Here is a 13755-nt window from a genome sequence, read left to right as displayed (position 1 = left end):
GCGGGCGGAGCTGCGGCTGACGAGGTGCGCTATGTGGTTGTCACCTTTCACCGTAGCGCCGCCGGCCACCCGGCGCAGCCGCTTTTACCGGCGCTCGAGCCCCTTGGGGCGCGAAGGGCCGACCCTTACGCCGATTGGCCGGAAAAACCATCTGATTACGCGTCAAATCGCCCATAATCCACCCATGAGCCAGGAGTCACCGGACCAGCCCCCCACCGCCGGACGTACGCCACCGCGCACCCCGAGCCCGCACGACCCGCTGGAGGGCGAGGACCGCGCCGAGGGCTCCCGCCGCAACCGCCGCCGCACCAGGCGGACCGCCCGCAGGGCCCGCCGCCGCGCGCTGCCCCGCCGCCGCCGGCTGCTACCGTCCTGGCGGATGACGGTCGGCGGTCTGCTCGGCCTGCTCCTGCTGGGCATCGCGGCCTTCGTGACGCTCTACCTGGTGGTCCCCGTCCCGGACCCGAACGCCCACGCCGTGGCGCAGAGCACCGTCTACTACTACGCGGACGGCACCACCGAACTGGCCCGCACCGGCGCGGTGAACCGCCAGGACGTGGCGATCGGCCAGATCCCGCCGGCCACCCGGCAGGCCGTGGTCTCCGCCGAGGACCGCTCCTTCTACCGGAACAAGGGCGTCGACCTCAAGGGCATGCTCCGGGCCGCCTGGAACACCGCCGCCGGCAAGGGCACCCAGGGCGGCTCCACCATCACCCAGCAGTACGTCAAGAACCACTACCTCACGCAGGACCAGACCATCACCCGCAAGGTCAAGGAACTGTTCATCTCGCTCAAGGTCGACCAGCAGCAGAGCAAGGACGACATCCTGGCCGGCTACCTCAACACCAGCTACTTCGGCCGCAACGCCTACGGCATCCAGACCGCCGCCCACGCCTACTACGGCATCGACGCGGCCAGGCTGACCCTCGCCCAGGGCGCCTACCTCGCCACCCTGCTCCAGGCCCCGAGCGCGTACGACGTCAGGACCAGCACCCCCGCCAACCGCGGCAAGGCCATCGCCCGCTGGAACTACGTCCTGGACGGCATGGTCTCGCTGGGCTTCCTGCCACCCGCCGAACGCGCCTCGCTGACCTTCCCCGAACCGATCGACCCCCAGCCCACCAAGGGCCTGAGCGGGCAGGCCGGCTACCTGGTCGGCATCGTCGACGACTACCTCGCCGCCACCGGCGTCCTGGACACCGCCAGCCTCAAGGCCGGCGGCTGGAAGATCACCACCACCTTCGACAAGGCCAAGCAGGACGCCTTCGTGGCCGCCGTCCGCAGCGAGCTCACCACCCAGCTCGACCCCAAGGCCCGCCCCGACTCCGACACCGCCGTCCGGGTCGCCGGCGCCTCGATCGACCCCGGCACCGGCCGGATCGTCGCCGTCTACGGCGGCCCCGACTACTCCGGCCAGCCCTTCAACGACGCCACCCGGCAGGACAACCAGGTCGGCTCCACCTTCAAACCGATCGACCTCGCCGCCGGCCTGGAGGGCGACCACACCACCCACGACGGCTACCGGATCACCACCCAGACCCTGTACGAGGGCGACAGCCGCCTCCCGGTCATCGGCGGCCCGAGCGTCTACGCGCCGCCCAACGAGGACGACATCGACTACGGCCTCGTCACGCTCCGCTACGCCATGATGAAGTCGGTCAACTCGGTCTTCGCCCAGGAGGGCGTGGACGTGGGGCTGGCCGCCGTCCGGCGGACCGCCGTGCAGCTGGGCCTGCCCGAGACCGTACCGGGCATGGACCCGGCCAACACCTCGATGACCCTGGGAACCGCCACCCCCAGCGCGATCGACCTGGCCTCGGTGTACGCCACGTTCGCCAACCACGGCCAGGCAATCACCCCTTGGCCGGTCCTCAGGCTGGAGCGCCCCGGCGACAGCGAAGTCCCCAAGCTGCCGGGACACCCCGCCCGCACCGCCGTCAGCCGGGGCACCGCCGACGCCGTCACCGACGTCCTGCAGGACGTGATCAGCTCCAGCGGCACCGGCGCCCTCGCACTCTCCCTCAACCGCCCGGCCGCCGGGAAGACCGGCACGACCGACAGCAACCGGTCCGCCTGGTTCGCCGGGTACACCCCCGAACTCACCACCGCGGTCGGCCTGTTCCGCGAGGACCCGAAGACCCACGCCAAACTTCCGCTCACCGGGACGGCCGGCTTCACCCGGATCAACGGAGGCGCCTTCCCCACCGCGATCTGGACCGCCTACATGAGCGCGGCGCTGCACGGCGGCCCGGTCCGGTACTTCGACCTCCAGGTGGACCGCGACAACACCCTGCCCGCCGAGGCCCCGCCGCCCAACCCGGCCCGGCACAGGCCGCACCCGCCGGCACCCTCGCACCCGCTCTCCCCGGCGCCCGCCCCCAAGCCCGCCCCCACGCCTTCGCCCTCGCCGTCGCACGCCCCCGGCCCGACCGGACTCCCGACGGGGCTCCCCACCCGGTTCCCCTCCGGCAGCCCGTTCCGGTTCCCCGTCGGCACCCCCGCTCTCCCCAGGCCGTGAGGCCCGACGCGGCACAGCACCCCTCCAGCCCCACCCGTCCTCGGGAGTAGGGTGGCGCCATGCATCGCGGAGTTCTGCCACCTCCTGCCGCCTAGGCGGGCGGCAGGCCACTGAAGACCCCGTCCCGGGCGGCCTCGGCCCCCGGGCCGGTCGTTGCTGCCCGCAGCCGGAGCACACGACCGACATCCGAGTCTTCCGTGGGAGAACCCCCGTGTCCTCTGCCGTACGCGCCCTGTCCACCGGACGGGGCATGCTCTACATCACCGTGGCCGCCACCTCCTGGGGCACCGCGGGCGCAGCCGCCGCCCTCTGCTTCGACGGCAGCGGCCTGGGCCCGATGGCCCTCACCTTCTGGCGCGCCCTCGGCGGGCTGGTCCTGCTGCTGATCGCCTCCCGGGCGACCGGCCGCCGCCCGCTCGGCGCGACCCCGCAGCCGCGCCGCCGCAGGGTCACCGACACCCTGGTCAACGGCCTCGGCCTGACCCTCTTCCAGGCCGCCTACTTCGAGGCCGTCCAGGGCACCGGGCTGGCCGTGGCCACCGTGGTCACCCTCGGCGCGGCACCGGTCATGATCGCCGCCGGTGCCCGGCTCACCATGGGCGAGCGGATCGGCGGCGCGGGCACCGTCGCCGTGACCGGTGCGCTGACCGGCCTCGCCGTGCTGGTCCTCGGGGACGGCGGCGGCAGCGAGGTCCGCCCCGCCGGGGTGGCCTGGGCGCTGCTCTCGGCCGCCGGCTACGCCTGCATCACCGTCCACACCCGCCGGCAGGGCCGGGCCGGGCGGCAGTCGGACGCCTTCGGCACCACCGTCCGCTCCTTCGCGGTCTGCACCGTCTGCCTGCTCCCGCTGGCCGCCGCCGAGGGACTCTGGCCGCACGCGGCCGACCTCGGGCGCACCGTCGCACTGCTGCTCTACATCGCCGCCGTACCCACCGCCCTCGGGTACGCGCTGTACTTCGCCGGAGCCGCGATCGTACGGGCGACGACCGCCTCGGTGATCGCCCTGATCGAACCGGTCAGCGCCACCGTGATCGCGGTCCTGCTGCTCGGCGAGCACCTGACCGCCGCGACCGTGGGCGGCACCACCGTCCTGCTGGCCTCCGTCACCGGCCTCGCCCTCGCCGAGGCCCGCGTCGCCGTCCGCAGCCGCCCGGCCCCCGCCCCGCGGTAGGCCGCTCCCGACGACCACGCGGCACCAGGCGCGCGGACCTCCCGCCCGGCCGGCCGGAGGCCCGCCGCCACTCGCTCCGCACCCCGAACTCGCTCCGTACGCGGCAGAGCTGAGCGCGCAGCAGAGCCGGGGGCACAGCAGAGCCGGGGGCACAGCAGAGCCGGGGGCGCGGCGACCCGCGAGGCCCCCCGACCGTGAGACCTCGCGCCGCCGCGCGAACCGTCCACGGGACCCGGCAGCGAGCGGGCCCTCTCCCGACACCGGGAGAGGGCCCTACCGCGCCGCCGAGCGGCACGCCGGATCACAGGTAGAGGCCGGTCGAGCCCTCCGTGTCGCCGAAGCGCATCGCCGCCACCGCGTGCAGGTCGCGCTCGCGCAGCAGCACATAGGTCGCGCCGCGCACCTCGACCTCCAGCTTGTCCTCCGGGTCGTACAGCACCCGGTCGCCGGGCTCCACGGAGCGCACGCTCTGGCCGACCGCCACCGCCTCCGCCCAGGCGCAGCGCTTCGAAAGCTCGGCCGTCGCGGGAATGAGGATGCCGCCGGTCGAACGGCGTTCACCCTCCCCGCCCTCGGTCTTCACCAGCACCCGGTCGTGCAACATCTTGATCGGCAGCTTCTCGCCCAACCGGTCGTGACGGGGCGCCTCGTGCTGCTGGCTCTGCTCTGCATTCGTGCTCACGTCCCCGACGGTACCCGGCCCGTGCCGCCGCCGTGACGCTGACCCGGCAGGCGGAACGGATGCACCGGACCGGCGCGCCGAAGGGGCGTGCGGGAAGGGACATGCAGAAGGGGCCGGTCTCCCGGCCCCTCCGCCCGACTCCCCGGGGTGGATCAGCCCCGCTTGCGCTTGCTGCGCGCGGAGGCGATCAGCAGCAGCACGCCGACACCCACCAGCGCGGCCGGAACGACCCGCTCCCGCCGCGGCCGGCCGTCCGCGTCCGTGAACTGCGCCTTCAGCTGCTCGACGGCACCGCTCGCCGCGACGTAAGCACGCCCGGCCTTCTGCTCGACCGAGGCCAGCATCTTCGCCCTGGTCTGCGCGGCCACCGTGCTCGGGTGGACCCGCATGGCGAGCTCGTCGAGGTTCACCGCCAGCTGCTTACGGGTCCGCTCGATGTCGGCCTCGATCTGGGCGGTCGTCCGCGCCGCCTTGCCCTCAGTGCCGGCCTTGCCCACTCGGGCCACCCCTTACCTGATCACTCGTCCTGTCCGTCAGGGCCAGTCTGTCAGTTGCCCCGCCCATCCGCGCGGCCCACCCACCATCGGAAGGTAAGTTTGCCGTGGTACGACCACCAGTCCACGCACGAGGAGAGATCCACCGTGAGCGAGCGCCTCAAGGCCGGCGAGACCGCCCCCGCCTTCACCCTGCCCGACGCCGACGGCAAGCAGGTGTCCCTCGCCGACCACCTCGGCCGCAAGGTGATCGTCTACTTCTACCCCGCCGCCCTCACCCCGGGCTGCACCACCCAGGCCTGCGACTTCACCGACAACCTGGAGGTCTTCGCGGGCGCCGGGTACGACGTCATCGGCATCTCGCCCGACAAGCCCGAGAAGCTCGGCAAGTTCCGCGAGACCGAGGACCTCAAGGTCACCCTGGTCTCCGACGAGGACAAGTCCGTCCTGGCGGCGTACGGCGCGTACGGCGAGAAGCAGCTGTACGGCAAGACCGTGGTCGGCGTGATCCGCTCCACCATCGTCGTCGACGAGCAGGGCAAGGTCGAGCACGCCCTCTACAACGTCAAGGCCACCGGTCACGTCGCCAAGCTGCTCCGCGACCTGAAGATCCCCACCGCCTGACCTCCGGCGCACCGGCACGGACGGGGGCCGCGTGCGGGACCGGCCGCCGCCGTGGCGGGCCGGTCGCGCGGTTCCCCGCGCCGCTGTGCACGGTACCGCCGGTCTCCGGGTGGTCGCCGGGTGGTCTCCGCGCTTCTGCGGACCGGGTGGTGAGACCTTCCCGCTCACGGTGGCGGAACGCAGCGGTGGCGGCACACCCCCCGACTGGGTGCACCGCCACCGCCGTCCGTCACCTCGGGTCAGCAGGGCCCGAGGTCGCTCCAGACACCCCACTGACCGGTGGTCGAGGGGTCCTCACCCGTGGTCCACCACTTGTTGCTGTAGTAGTGGCCCCTCCAGGACACCTTGGTGCCCGTGGTGGCGTAGACGGTCGCCGCACTCCAGCTCGGCGCGCCGGTGCAGCTCGTCGGCGTGCTCGGGCCGCTGCTGGGACTGCTGCTCGGGCTCGACGACGGAGAGCCGCTCGGACTGGAACTCGGGCTGCTGCTCGGGCTCGACGAGGGGGAGGGGCTCGGGCTGCCCGACGGCGGGGAGCCCGGCGACGAGGACGTCCCGCCGCTCGGGCTCGGCGAGGAGGTGCTGCCGCTCGCACCCCGGGTGTAGTCCCCGGCGAGGCCGTACAGCGTGCCGCCGACGTTGACCGTCCAGTTCGCCGGGGTGGTCACCGGCAGGTAGTAGACGAAGTCCACGTCGATCGAGGCACCGGGCGCCAGCGACTGCCAGCCGGGCAGCTTCACCGAGACGCGGTTGTACGTCCCCTTCAGGCCGCCGATGTTGTTGCCCCCGGTGTTGTCCTGCCGGATGACCGTCAGCCCGAAGCCGGACTGGTCCTTGGCGTTGCCCGGAGCCGAGTTGCCGTAGTCGAACTGGAACTCGGTCCCGCCCGGCAGGGTCAGCTGCGAGTTGTTGACGATGTGGATCTTCGGGTTGATCGGGTAGTTGGAGTCACCCAGCGCGAAGTTGGTGAACGACACGTCGATCGGCAGCGTCCGGTCCGGCAGCGGGACCGTCGAGCGGGTCGCGCCGTACGGCGACGAGGCCTTGAACTTGTCGTACAGCAGCGAGGTCAGCGTCGACCCGGGCACGTACTCGCCCTTGCCGCCGTTCGCGGTGGCGTCCCACCTGTAGTCGCCCGCCAGCTCCCAGATCATCGCGCCGCCCGCGCCCTGGTTCACCAGGTAGTCCGCCTTGGCACCGACCGACTGCTCGTCCTCGGTGGAGAGGAACACCTTCTTGGTGTCGTTCCACAGCCACGGCGCGACCAGCGAGGAGCTGTAGTTGCGGCCGTAGGTGCCCTGCAGCGCGGTGTCGCTCACGCCGTACTTGCCCAGGTAGTCCGGCAGGACGCCGTTCTCCAGGTTCTTGGCGTGCCACATCGGGTTCGAACCCGCCGGGGACTCCTTGCCGTTGTCGTCCAGGTCGTGCCACAGGTTGTCGATGCCGACCGCACCGTCACCGCAGGTGGTCAGCCCCGATCCGGCCGGACAGGTGTTGGTGGACGAGGTGCCCCAGAGACCGTTGGTGCCGCCGGTGACGTTCCTGAACCCCCGGGTGTAGTACGGCAGGCCCATGTTGATCCGGCCGGCCGGCATCGCACCGCGGAAGTAGTGGTACGCCCAGTCGGTGTTCAGGTAGCCGATCCCGCCGTACTGCGAGGTGCCGTACACGTTGGCGGCGGCCAACTCGGCATCCTTGCCGTCGTCGTAGAGCGCGGCGTTCGGGCCGACGTACTTGTTCCAGGCGCCGTGCAGGTCGTACGACATCACGTTGACGTAGTCCAGGTACTGGGTGACCTGGAAGGTCTCGATGCCGCGCAGCAGGTAGCCGGAGGAGGGCGCGGCGATCGACAGCAGGTAGTACCTGCCGTCGGCGGCCGAGGCGCGGTCCAGCTTCTCGCGCACGGTCCTCAGCAGCGCGGCGTACCCCTTCACCAGCGAACCGCGCTTGGCGTTGGCGGTCGACCAGTCCAGCGGATTGCCCGCGTCCTTCATCGAGGTCGGGTACTCGTAGTCGAGGTCGACCCCGTTGAAGCCGTACTTCTTGACGAACGCCACCGCGGAGTCGGCGAAGGTGTCGATACCGGCCTGGTTGACGCTGCCGTCCGCGTTGACCGTCATCGAGTAGAAGCCGCCCGATCCGACGCGCTTGCCGTCGTCCCCGAAGTAGCCGCCGGTCTCGGCCCAACCGCCCACCGAGATCATGGTCTTGACGTTCGGGTACTGCTTCTTGTACTTGCCCAGAAGGTTGAAGTGCCCCTGGTACGGGAGTGACGGGTCCATCTCCGCACCCGCGACACCCGGGAAGGTCATCCCGGTCGCGGCGTTGTCCGGACCGTCCGAGCCGACCGAGAGCCTGTTGTCGCCGCCGACGTGCGCGAAGGCGTAGTTGAGGTGGGTGACCTTGTCCCAGGGAATGTTGTTCACCAGGTAGGCGGGCGTGCCGTCCTTGCCGGTCCGCCAGCCGGTGAAGTAGCCGATGATGCGGCGCTGGTGGTCCGCGCCCATCAGCTCGCGGCCGGAGCTGTCGTAGACGTTGCAGTACGGCACGTCCACCCCGGGAGTGGTGTACATGCCGTCGGGGCGACAGGACTGGTTGTCGACCAGGGCCGACGCCCGCGAGGGCGCGGCACCCAGCGTGGCGACCAGCAGGCCGGCCAACCCGGCGGCGGCCGCGGCGGCGAACGCCACCCGCGGACCGGTGGTCCGGCGGCCGGCGGCGGGGGGACGCTGCTCCGCCCTGGTTCGGATCAACACTCGGCCTCCAGGAGTGAGTGTCGGCGCGCTGTGGGGACGCGCGGGTGGGGGTTACGGGCACACCCCGCAGCCGACCCCCGGTCAACTCGCCCGGCTGCCAAGCTGCAGGTTGGCGTGACCGTATGTGGTCTGAACCACATGGGTCAATAGGTCTGTACCAATTGGCAGCCATCCACTGTCAAGTCCCCCCGGTGACTCTCATCACGTCCTCACCCCCCGCCCACCCGTGACCCCCACCCCCCACCACTCGTTCCCCCCTCGGGGGACGGGCGCACCACAAGGCCCGGGAGGGGTACCAGTGCCGGTCAAGTACACCCGCGAACTACTCACCGCGCTCGCCGCCGAGTCCGCCAGCATCAACGACATGATGCGCAGGCTCGGCGTCCCCATGGCGGGCGGCACCCACAGCTACCTCAGCAGACGGCTCAAGCACTACGGAATCGACACCTCGCACTTCAACCAGGGCCGGCCCGACTACGGACGCCGTCGGTACACCCGGGAGCAGCTGGCAGCGGCCGCGGCAGACAGCACCAGCATCAACGGGATGCTCGACCACCTGGGCATCACCCCGTACGGCAGCATCTACTCGCACTTCAAGAAGCAGCTGTCCCGGTTCGGCATAGACACCTCACACTTCGCCTTCCGGGGCGACGGCACGGCTCGCACGCTGCAGGTCCCCGAGGCCGAACTGGCCCGGGCGGTCGCCGACAACCGCAGCATCGCCGGCACTCTCCGCGCTCTCGGCCTGGTCGACGGTGGGGCGGCACGCGCGAAGCTGAAGGCGAGCATCGAGCTGCACGGGATCGACACCGGCCACTTCACCGGGCAGCAGCACGGCAGAGGCCGCAAGACCGGCCCGCGATGCAAGCCGGAGGAGCTGCTCAGGCGGCTTCCGCCGGGGAGTCCCCGGATTCCCGGCGACCGCCTGCGGGCGATGCTGGTGCACATCGGCCACGCCGACGTCTGCCGGATGTGCGGCACCCCACCGGTCTGGCTGGGGCAGCCGATGACGCTGGAGGTGGACCACGTCAACGGGGACTGGCTCGACAACCGGGTCGAGAACCTGCGTCTGCTGTGTCCCAACTGCCACTCCGTCACGCCGACCTACTGCGGCCGGAACAGGCAACCCCCGGCCGTGTCCTGACGACGCCCAGCCGACCTCACCGGCTGCCGCTACCCACGCGCGATTCGCAGACGGTAGGCTGGCTGTGCCAGGCGCCCGTACCCCAGCTGGCGAGAGGGCTGCGGTTTAGGTCCGCAGGGTCGTGGGTTCGAGTCCCACCGGGCGTACCTGTCAAAGAAGCCCTTCTTCCTTCGATTCGAAGGAAGAAGGGCTTTCACTTTCCCGGCCGACGTCGTGTCAGCCGAGCAGTTCGCGGACCACCGGGGCCAGGGCGCGGAAGGCCTGGCCGCGGTGGCTGATGGCGTTCTTCTCGGCGGCCGTCAGCTCGGCGCAGGTGCGGGTCTCACCGAGGGGTTCGAGGATCGGGTCGTAGCCGAAGCCGCCGTCGCCGGCGGGGGTGGTGCGCAGGGTGCCGGTCAGGCGGCCCTCGACCACGCGCTCGGTGCCGTCGGGGAGGGCGAGCGCGGCGGCGCAGGCGAAGTGGGCGCCCCGGTGCGGGTCGGAGATGTCGGAGAGCTGGGCGAGCAGCAGGTCCAGGTTGGCGCGGTCGTCGCCGTGCTTGCCGGCCCAGCGGGCGGAGAAGATACCGGGGGCGCCGCCCAGCACGTCCACGCAGAGGCCGGAGTCGTCGGCGACGGCGGGCAGTCCGGTGGCGCGGGCCAGGGCGTGCGCCTTCAGCAGGGCGTTCTCGGCGAAGGTGACACCGGTCTCGGGAACGTCCGGGATCTCGGGGTAGGCGTCGGCGCCGACGAGTTCGACGTCCAGGCCCGATTCGCCGAGGATGGCGAGCAGCTCGGCGACCTTGTGCTGGTTTCGGGTGGCGAGGACGAGGCGTCGGGTAGTCATGCAGCCCACCCTACTGACCTGCGGAGCGGGGCTCAGCCGGTGCAGACCTTGGTGAGCTTGGACGCCGCGTCGCTGAGCGGCTGCAGGTCGGGCACCCGGTTGGCGTCGATCGCGGTCTGCGCCTTGTCGACCTGGGTCTGGAGGTCGCCGACGGCCTTGGCGACGTCGGTGTCGCTGGAGTTGCGGCCGAGCTGGTCAAGGTCCTTCTTGAGCTTCTGCAGGGCCTGGCCCGCCGCCTGCGGGTCCTTGTCGGCGTTGTTGAAGGCGGTTCCGGCGTCCGCGACATCGCCGGTGATCTTCACGGCGGTGTTGCCGCAGTCGATCGCCTTCTGGGCGGCGGAGCAGCTGACGGCGCTGAGTGGCAGGAGGAGGATGAGTGCGGCCACGGCAAGGGTGGTGGAGCGGTTGATGCTGTGCTGCATCGCTGTTCCTCCGGTGATGGCGCTGGGCTGGTCCGGTAACGGATGACGACCAGCGAGGTGCCGATGGTTCCCGGAGTCGGACCACTGCGGCGAACGGTACGGGTTCCGGGCCCGGCCTGTACAGCGGCCGCACCCGGAACCCGTCCGGTGTTGACGGGGGGTCAGCCCTGCAGGGCCTTGCGCTGGATCTCGTCCAGTTCGGCGCAGCCGAGGGTGCCGAGGTCGAGCAGCTGGTCGAGCAGGTTGCGGTCGAAGGGGGCGCCTTCGGCGGTGCCCTGGACCTCGACGAAGCGGCCGTCGGAGGTGCAGACGATGTTCATGTCGGTCTCGGCCCGGACGTCCTCCTCGTACTGGAGGTCGAGCATCGGGACGCCGTCGATGATGCCGACGCTGACGGCGGAGACGCCGCCGGTGATCGGCTGGCCCTTGGCGCGCAGCAGCTTCTTGTCGCGGGCCCAGGAGACGGCGTCGACCAGGGCGACGTACGCGCCGGTGATGGCGGCGGTGCGGGTGCCGCCGTCGGCCTGGAGCACGTCGCAGTCGAGCACGATGGTGTTCTCGGCGAGCGCGCGGTGGTCGATGACGGCGCGCAGGGAGCGGCCGATCAGCCGGCTGATCTCGTGGGTGCGGCCGCCGATCTTGCCGCGGACGGATTCGCGGTCGCCGCGGGTGTTGGTGGCGCGCGGGAGCATGGAGTACTCGGCGGTGACCCAGCCTTCGCCGCTGCCCTTGCGCCAGCGGGGGACGCCTTCGGTGACGCTGGCGGTGCAGAGCACCTTGGTGTCGCCGTAGGTGATGAGGACGGAGCCTTCGGCGTGCTTGCTCCAGCCCCGTTCGATGGTGATGGGGCGGAGCTGGTCGGGGGTGCGGCCGTCGATGCGTGACATAGCCTCCGAGCCTAGTCGCTCGCGGCAGGTGTGCTCGCGGCATGTGCGAAGGCCCACCGGCCGGGTGGTCGGTGGGCCTTCGCGGTGAGCCCGTGGGCTCAGTCCATCATGTCCTCGATCTCACCGGCGATCGGGTCGGCGTCGGTGCCGATGACGACCTGGATCGCGGTGCCCATCTTCACCACACCGTGGGCTCCGGCGGCCTTGAGGGCGGCTTCATCGACGAGCTCGGGGTTGACGACCTCGGTCCGCAGGCGGGTGATGCAGCCCTCGACCTCTTCGATGTTGTCGATCCCGCCGAGGCCGGCGACGATCTTCTCAGCCTTGCTGGCCATGTCTTTCTCCCTCTGTCTCGGCGCGTCGGCTGCTCTGCCGGGTGCCGTCCTGCTCGGTGCGGTGTGGTCACTGCCGGAGTTGATGCGGGCTCAGATGTCGCGCCGTCGGGCAGCGCGACCAGCATCACCCGAGACCGACCGGTATGCCACGTTAGTCCACTTTTGGAGCATTCCGGCGCGCAGGTTACTGATCTTCATCCGAGGATGACGATCAGTGGGACCGGGTCCGGCGCAGCCGAATCTGCCAACAGTGGTCTACACCAATATTAGGTGCACTTCACTCAACGCGGGACCGGGCCCCGGTGTTCCGCGATCGGCGGTTCGGCGATCGATCGACCGTCCGGCGGCAGGCCGTCCGGCGATCGGCTGTTCGGCGATCGGCTGTTCCCGTCGGCCGCTCCGACCCGACGACCACCGCACCCGGAGGGCGAGGATGAGTTCAGCAGGCGCCGCGGTCCCCCGGGCCCGGTGGTGGCACAACCTCTACGGCGGCCTGCAGAAGATGGGGCGCAGCCTCCAGCTCCCGGTGGCGGTGCTGCCCGCGGCGGGCCTGTTGAACGGGCTCGGCCAGGACGACGTCTTCGGCAGGGACGGTCTCGGCTGGGACAACGTGGCCCGGGTCTTCGCCGCCGCCGGCGGTGCGTTGCTGGACTCCTCGCTCGGCCTGCCGCTGCTGTTCTGCATCGGCGTGGCGATCGGCATGGCCAAGAAGGCCGACGGCTCCACCGCGCTCGCCGCCGTCGTCGGCTTCCTCGTCTACTACAAGGTGCTGCACGCCTTCCCGGTCGCCTGCAAGGCGCCGACCGTGCTGGTCGGCGACCAGTGCGTGGACTTCTCCTCGGCGCGGGCGGCAGCGGCGACGTACCAGAACCCGGGCGTGCTGGGCGGCATCCTGATCGGCCTGGCCTCCGCCTGGCTGTGGGTGCGGTTCCACCGGACCAGACTGGTGGACTGGCTCGGCTTCTTCAACGGCCGCCGGCTCGTCCCGATGATCACCGCCCTGGTCGGGCTCGCCTTCGCCTGCCTCGCCCTGTGGGTCTGGCCGCCGGTCGGGGACGCGCTCACCTCCTTCAGCAGGTGGCTCTCCGACCTGGGCGCGGTCGGTTCGGGCATCTTCGGCCTCGGCAACCGCGCGCTGCTGCTGATCGGCATGCACCAGCTGCTGAACACCTTCGTCTGGTTCCAGTTCGGCGACTTCGTCAAGCCGGACGGCAGCGTGGTCCACGGCGACATCCCGCGCTTCCTGGCGGGCGACCCGACGGCCGGGCAGTTCACCTCGGGATTCTTCCCGGTCATGATGTTCGCTCTGCCCGCCGCCGCGATGGCCATCGCGCACTCCGCGAAGCCGCACCGCCGCAAGGAGATCTACGGCCTGATGACCTCGGTGGCGCTGACGTCCTTCGTCACCGGCGTCACCGAACCGATCGAGTACTCCTTCGCCTACGTCGCGCCGGCCCTGTACGGGGTGCACGCCGTGCTGACGGGTGCGTCGATGGCCGTCACCTGGGCCCTCGGGGTGCATGCGGGCTTCAGCTTCTCGGCGGGCCTGATCGACTACGTGATCAACTGGGGGCTGGCCACCAGGCCGTGGCTGGTTATTCCGATCGGACTCTGTTTCGCACTGGTGTACTACACGCTGTTCCGATTCATCATCGTCAGGTTCGACCTGAAGACCCTGGGGCGCGAGGACGAGTCCGACGTCGAGGACGTCACCAAGGACTGACCTGCGCCTTCGCCGCCGACGGTGTTTTTGTTGCGCAACTCTCCAAAATCACGGTCACGCCGGGTAATCATGATCATTAATCGGCAACAAGGTTTCGATTTCATAGCGCTTCCGACCTGCGCGGCTCCTGACCCTTCCCCCCCTTGTCCGCACGTGCTACAAAACTGGTCTACACCA

At 70.8% G+C, this 13755-nt stretch carries 12 protein-coding genes and 1 tRNA gene; 6 read left to right on the top strand and 7 right to left on the bottom strand.

Features of this window, described 5'->3' with window-relative positions:
- The first annotated feature begins 184 nt into the window (after positions 1-184).
- Complete coding sequence (locus ACFC1R_RS07360) at positions 185-2518, top strand: transglycosylase domain-containing protein (protein ID WP_375934159.1); 2334 nt, start codon at positions 185-187, stop codon at positions 2516-2518.
- A gap of 211 nt (positions 2519-2729) precedes the next feature.
- Complete coding sequence (locus ACFC1R_RS07355; RefSeq protein ID WP_375934157.1) at positions 2730-3689, top strand: DMT family transporter; 960 nt, start codon at positions 2730-2732, stop codon at positions 3687-3689.
- A 301-nt stretch (positions 3690-3990) separates the two neighbouring features.
- On the opposite strand, the gene ACFC1R_RS07350 is transcribed toward ACFC1R_RS07355, so the two are convergent.
- Both ACFC1R_RS07350 and ACFC1R_RS07345 read right to left on the bottom strand, forming a co-directional pair.
- Complete coding sequence (locus tag ACFC1R_RS07350; RefSeq protein WP_375934398.1) at positions 3991-4293, bottom strand: GroES family chaperonin; 303 nt, start codon at positions 4291-4293, stop codon at positions 3991-3993.
- Positions 4294-4523: 230 nt separating this feature from the next.
- The gene (locus ACFC1R_RS07345) at positions 4524-4868 is read right to left on the bottom strand and encodes a DUF3618 domain-containing protein (protein WP_375934154.1); all 345 of its coding nucleotides are present in this window, start codon (positions 4866-4868) and stop codon (positions 4524-4526) included.
- Positions 4869-5012: 144 nt separating this feature from the next.
- On the opposite strand from ACFC1R_RS07345, the gene bcp reads away from it, so the two are divergent.
- Positions 5013-5489, top strand: a complete 477-nt coding sequence (gene bcp, locus ACFC1R_RS07340; protein ID WP_375934151.1) for a thioredoxin-dependent thiol peroxidase — start codon at positions 5013-5015, stop codon at positions 5487-5489.
- A 239-nt stretch (positions 5490-5728) separates the two neighbouring features.
- Here the strand turns inward: bcp and ACFC1R_RS07335 are convergent, their stop codons facing one another.
- A complete protein-coding gene (locus tag ACFC1R_RS07335; protein ID WP_375934395.1) occupies positions 5729-8176 on the bottom strand; it encodes a chitinase C-terminal domain-containing protein in 2448 nt (815 codons plus the stop codon).
- 364 nt (positions 8177-8540) lie between these two features.
- Between ACFC1R_RS07335 and ACFC1R_RS07330 the strand changes: the two genes are divergently transcribed.
- Together ACFC1R_RS07330 and ACFC1R_RS07325 are read left to right on the top strand one after the other, a co-directional pair.
- The gene (locus ACFC1R_RS07330) at positions 8541-9386 is read left to right on the top strand and encodes an HNH endonuclease (RefSeq protein ID WP_375934148.1); all 846 of its coding nucleotides are present in this window, start codon (positions 8541-8543) and stop codon (positions 9384-9386) included.
- A gap of 71 nt (positions 9387-9457) precedes the next feature.
- A tRNA-Leu gene (locus tag ACFC1R_RS07325) sits at positions 9458-9532 on the top strand.
- A gap of 70 nt (positions 9533-9602) precedes the next feature.
- On the opposite strand, the gene rdgB is transcribed toward ACFC1R_RS07325, so the two are convergent.
- From rdgB to ACFC1R_RS07305, 4 genes are all read right to left on the bottom strand, one after another.
- Positions 9603-10211 (bottom strand): RdgB/HAM1 family non-canonical purine NTP pyrophosphatase, encoded by a 609-nt coding sequence (rdgB, locus tag ACFC1R_RS07320; protein WP_375934145.1) that lies wholly within the window; start codon positions 10209-10211, stop codon positions 9603-9605.
- Positions 10212-10243: 32 nt separating this feature from the next.
- Positions 10244-10633, bottom strand: a complete 390-nt coding sequence (locus ACFC1R_RS07315) for a hypothetical protein (RefSeq protein WP_375934142.1) — start codon at positions 10631-10633, stop codon at positions 10244-10246.
- A 161-nt stretch (positions 10634-10794) separates the two neighbouring features.
- Positions 10795-11520, bottom strand: coding sequence for a ribonuclease PH (rph, locus tag ACFC1R_RS07310; protein ID WP_375934139.1), 726 nt, complete (start codon positions 11518-11520; stop codon positions 10795-10797).
- A gap of 98 nt (positions 11521-11618) precedes the next feature.
- Positions 11619-11855: a glucose PTS transporter subunit EIIB gene (locus ACFC1R_RS07305; RefSeq protein ID WP_045306667.1), complete on the bottom strand. Its 237-nt coding sequence runs from the start codon at positions 11853-11855 to the stop codon at positions 11619-11621.
- Positions 11856-12288: 433 nt separating this feature from the next.
- Between ACFC1R_RS07305 and ACFC1R_RS07300 the strand changes: the two genes are divergently transcribed.
- A complete protein-coding gene (locus tag ACFC1R_RS07300; protein WP_375934136.1) occupies positions 12289-13578 on the top strand; it encodes a PTS transporter subunit EIIC in 1290 nt (429 codons plus the stop codon).
- Positions 13579-13755 lie beyond the last annotated feature (177 nt).

This window comes from Kitasatospora sp. NPDC056138 (genome assembly GCF_042264695.1).
Classification (GTDB): domain Bacteria; phylum Actinomycetota; class Actinomycetes; order Streptomycetales; family Streptomycetaceae; genus Kitasatospora.
Note: the sequence above shows the minus strand (reverse complement) of the source record. Positions and strands in the feature narration are given on the sequence as shown.

Bases quoted from the DNA above. Each gene is read 5' to 3' on its own strand.
- ACFC1R_RS07305 (WP_045306667.1), bottom strand. From the start codon at position 11,855: ATGGCCAGCAAGGCTGAGAAGATCGTCGCCGGCCTCGGCGGGATCGAC.
- ACFC1R_RS07300 (WP_375934136.1), top strand. From the start codon at position 12,289: ATGAGTTCAGCAGGCGCCGCGGTCCCCCGGGCCCGGTGGTGGCACAAC.
- rdgB (WP_375934145.1), bottom strand. From the start codon at position 10,211: ATGACTACCCGACGCCTCGTCCTCGCCACCCGAAACCAGCACAAGGTC.
- rph (WP_375934139.1), bottom strand. From the start codon at position 11,520: ATGTCACGCATCGACGGCCGCACCCCCGACCAGCTCCGCCCCATCACC.
- ACFC1R_RS07350 (WP_375934398.1), bottom strand. From the start codon at position 4,293: ATGTTGCACGACCGGGTGCTGGTGAAGACCGAGGGCGGGGAGGGTGAA.
- ACFC1R_RS07360 (WP_375934159.1), top strand. From the start codon at position 185: ATGAGCCAGGAGTCACCGGACCAGCCCCCCACCGCCGGACGTACGCCA.
- ACFC1R_RS07315 (WP_375934142.1), bottom strand. From the start codon at position 10,633: ATGCAGCACAGCATCAACCGCTCCACCACCCTTGCCGTGGCCGCACTC.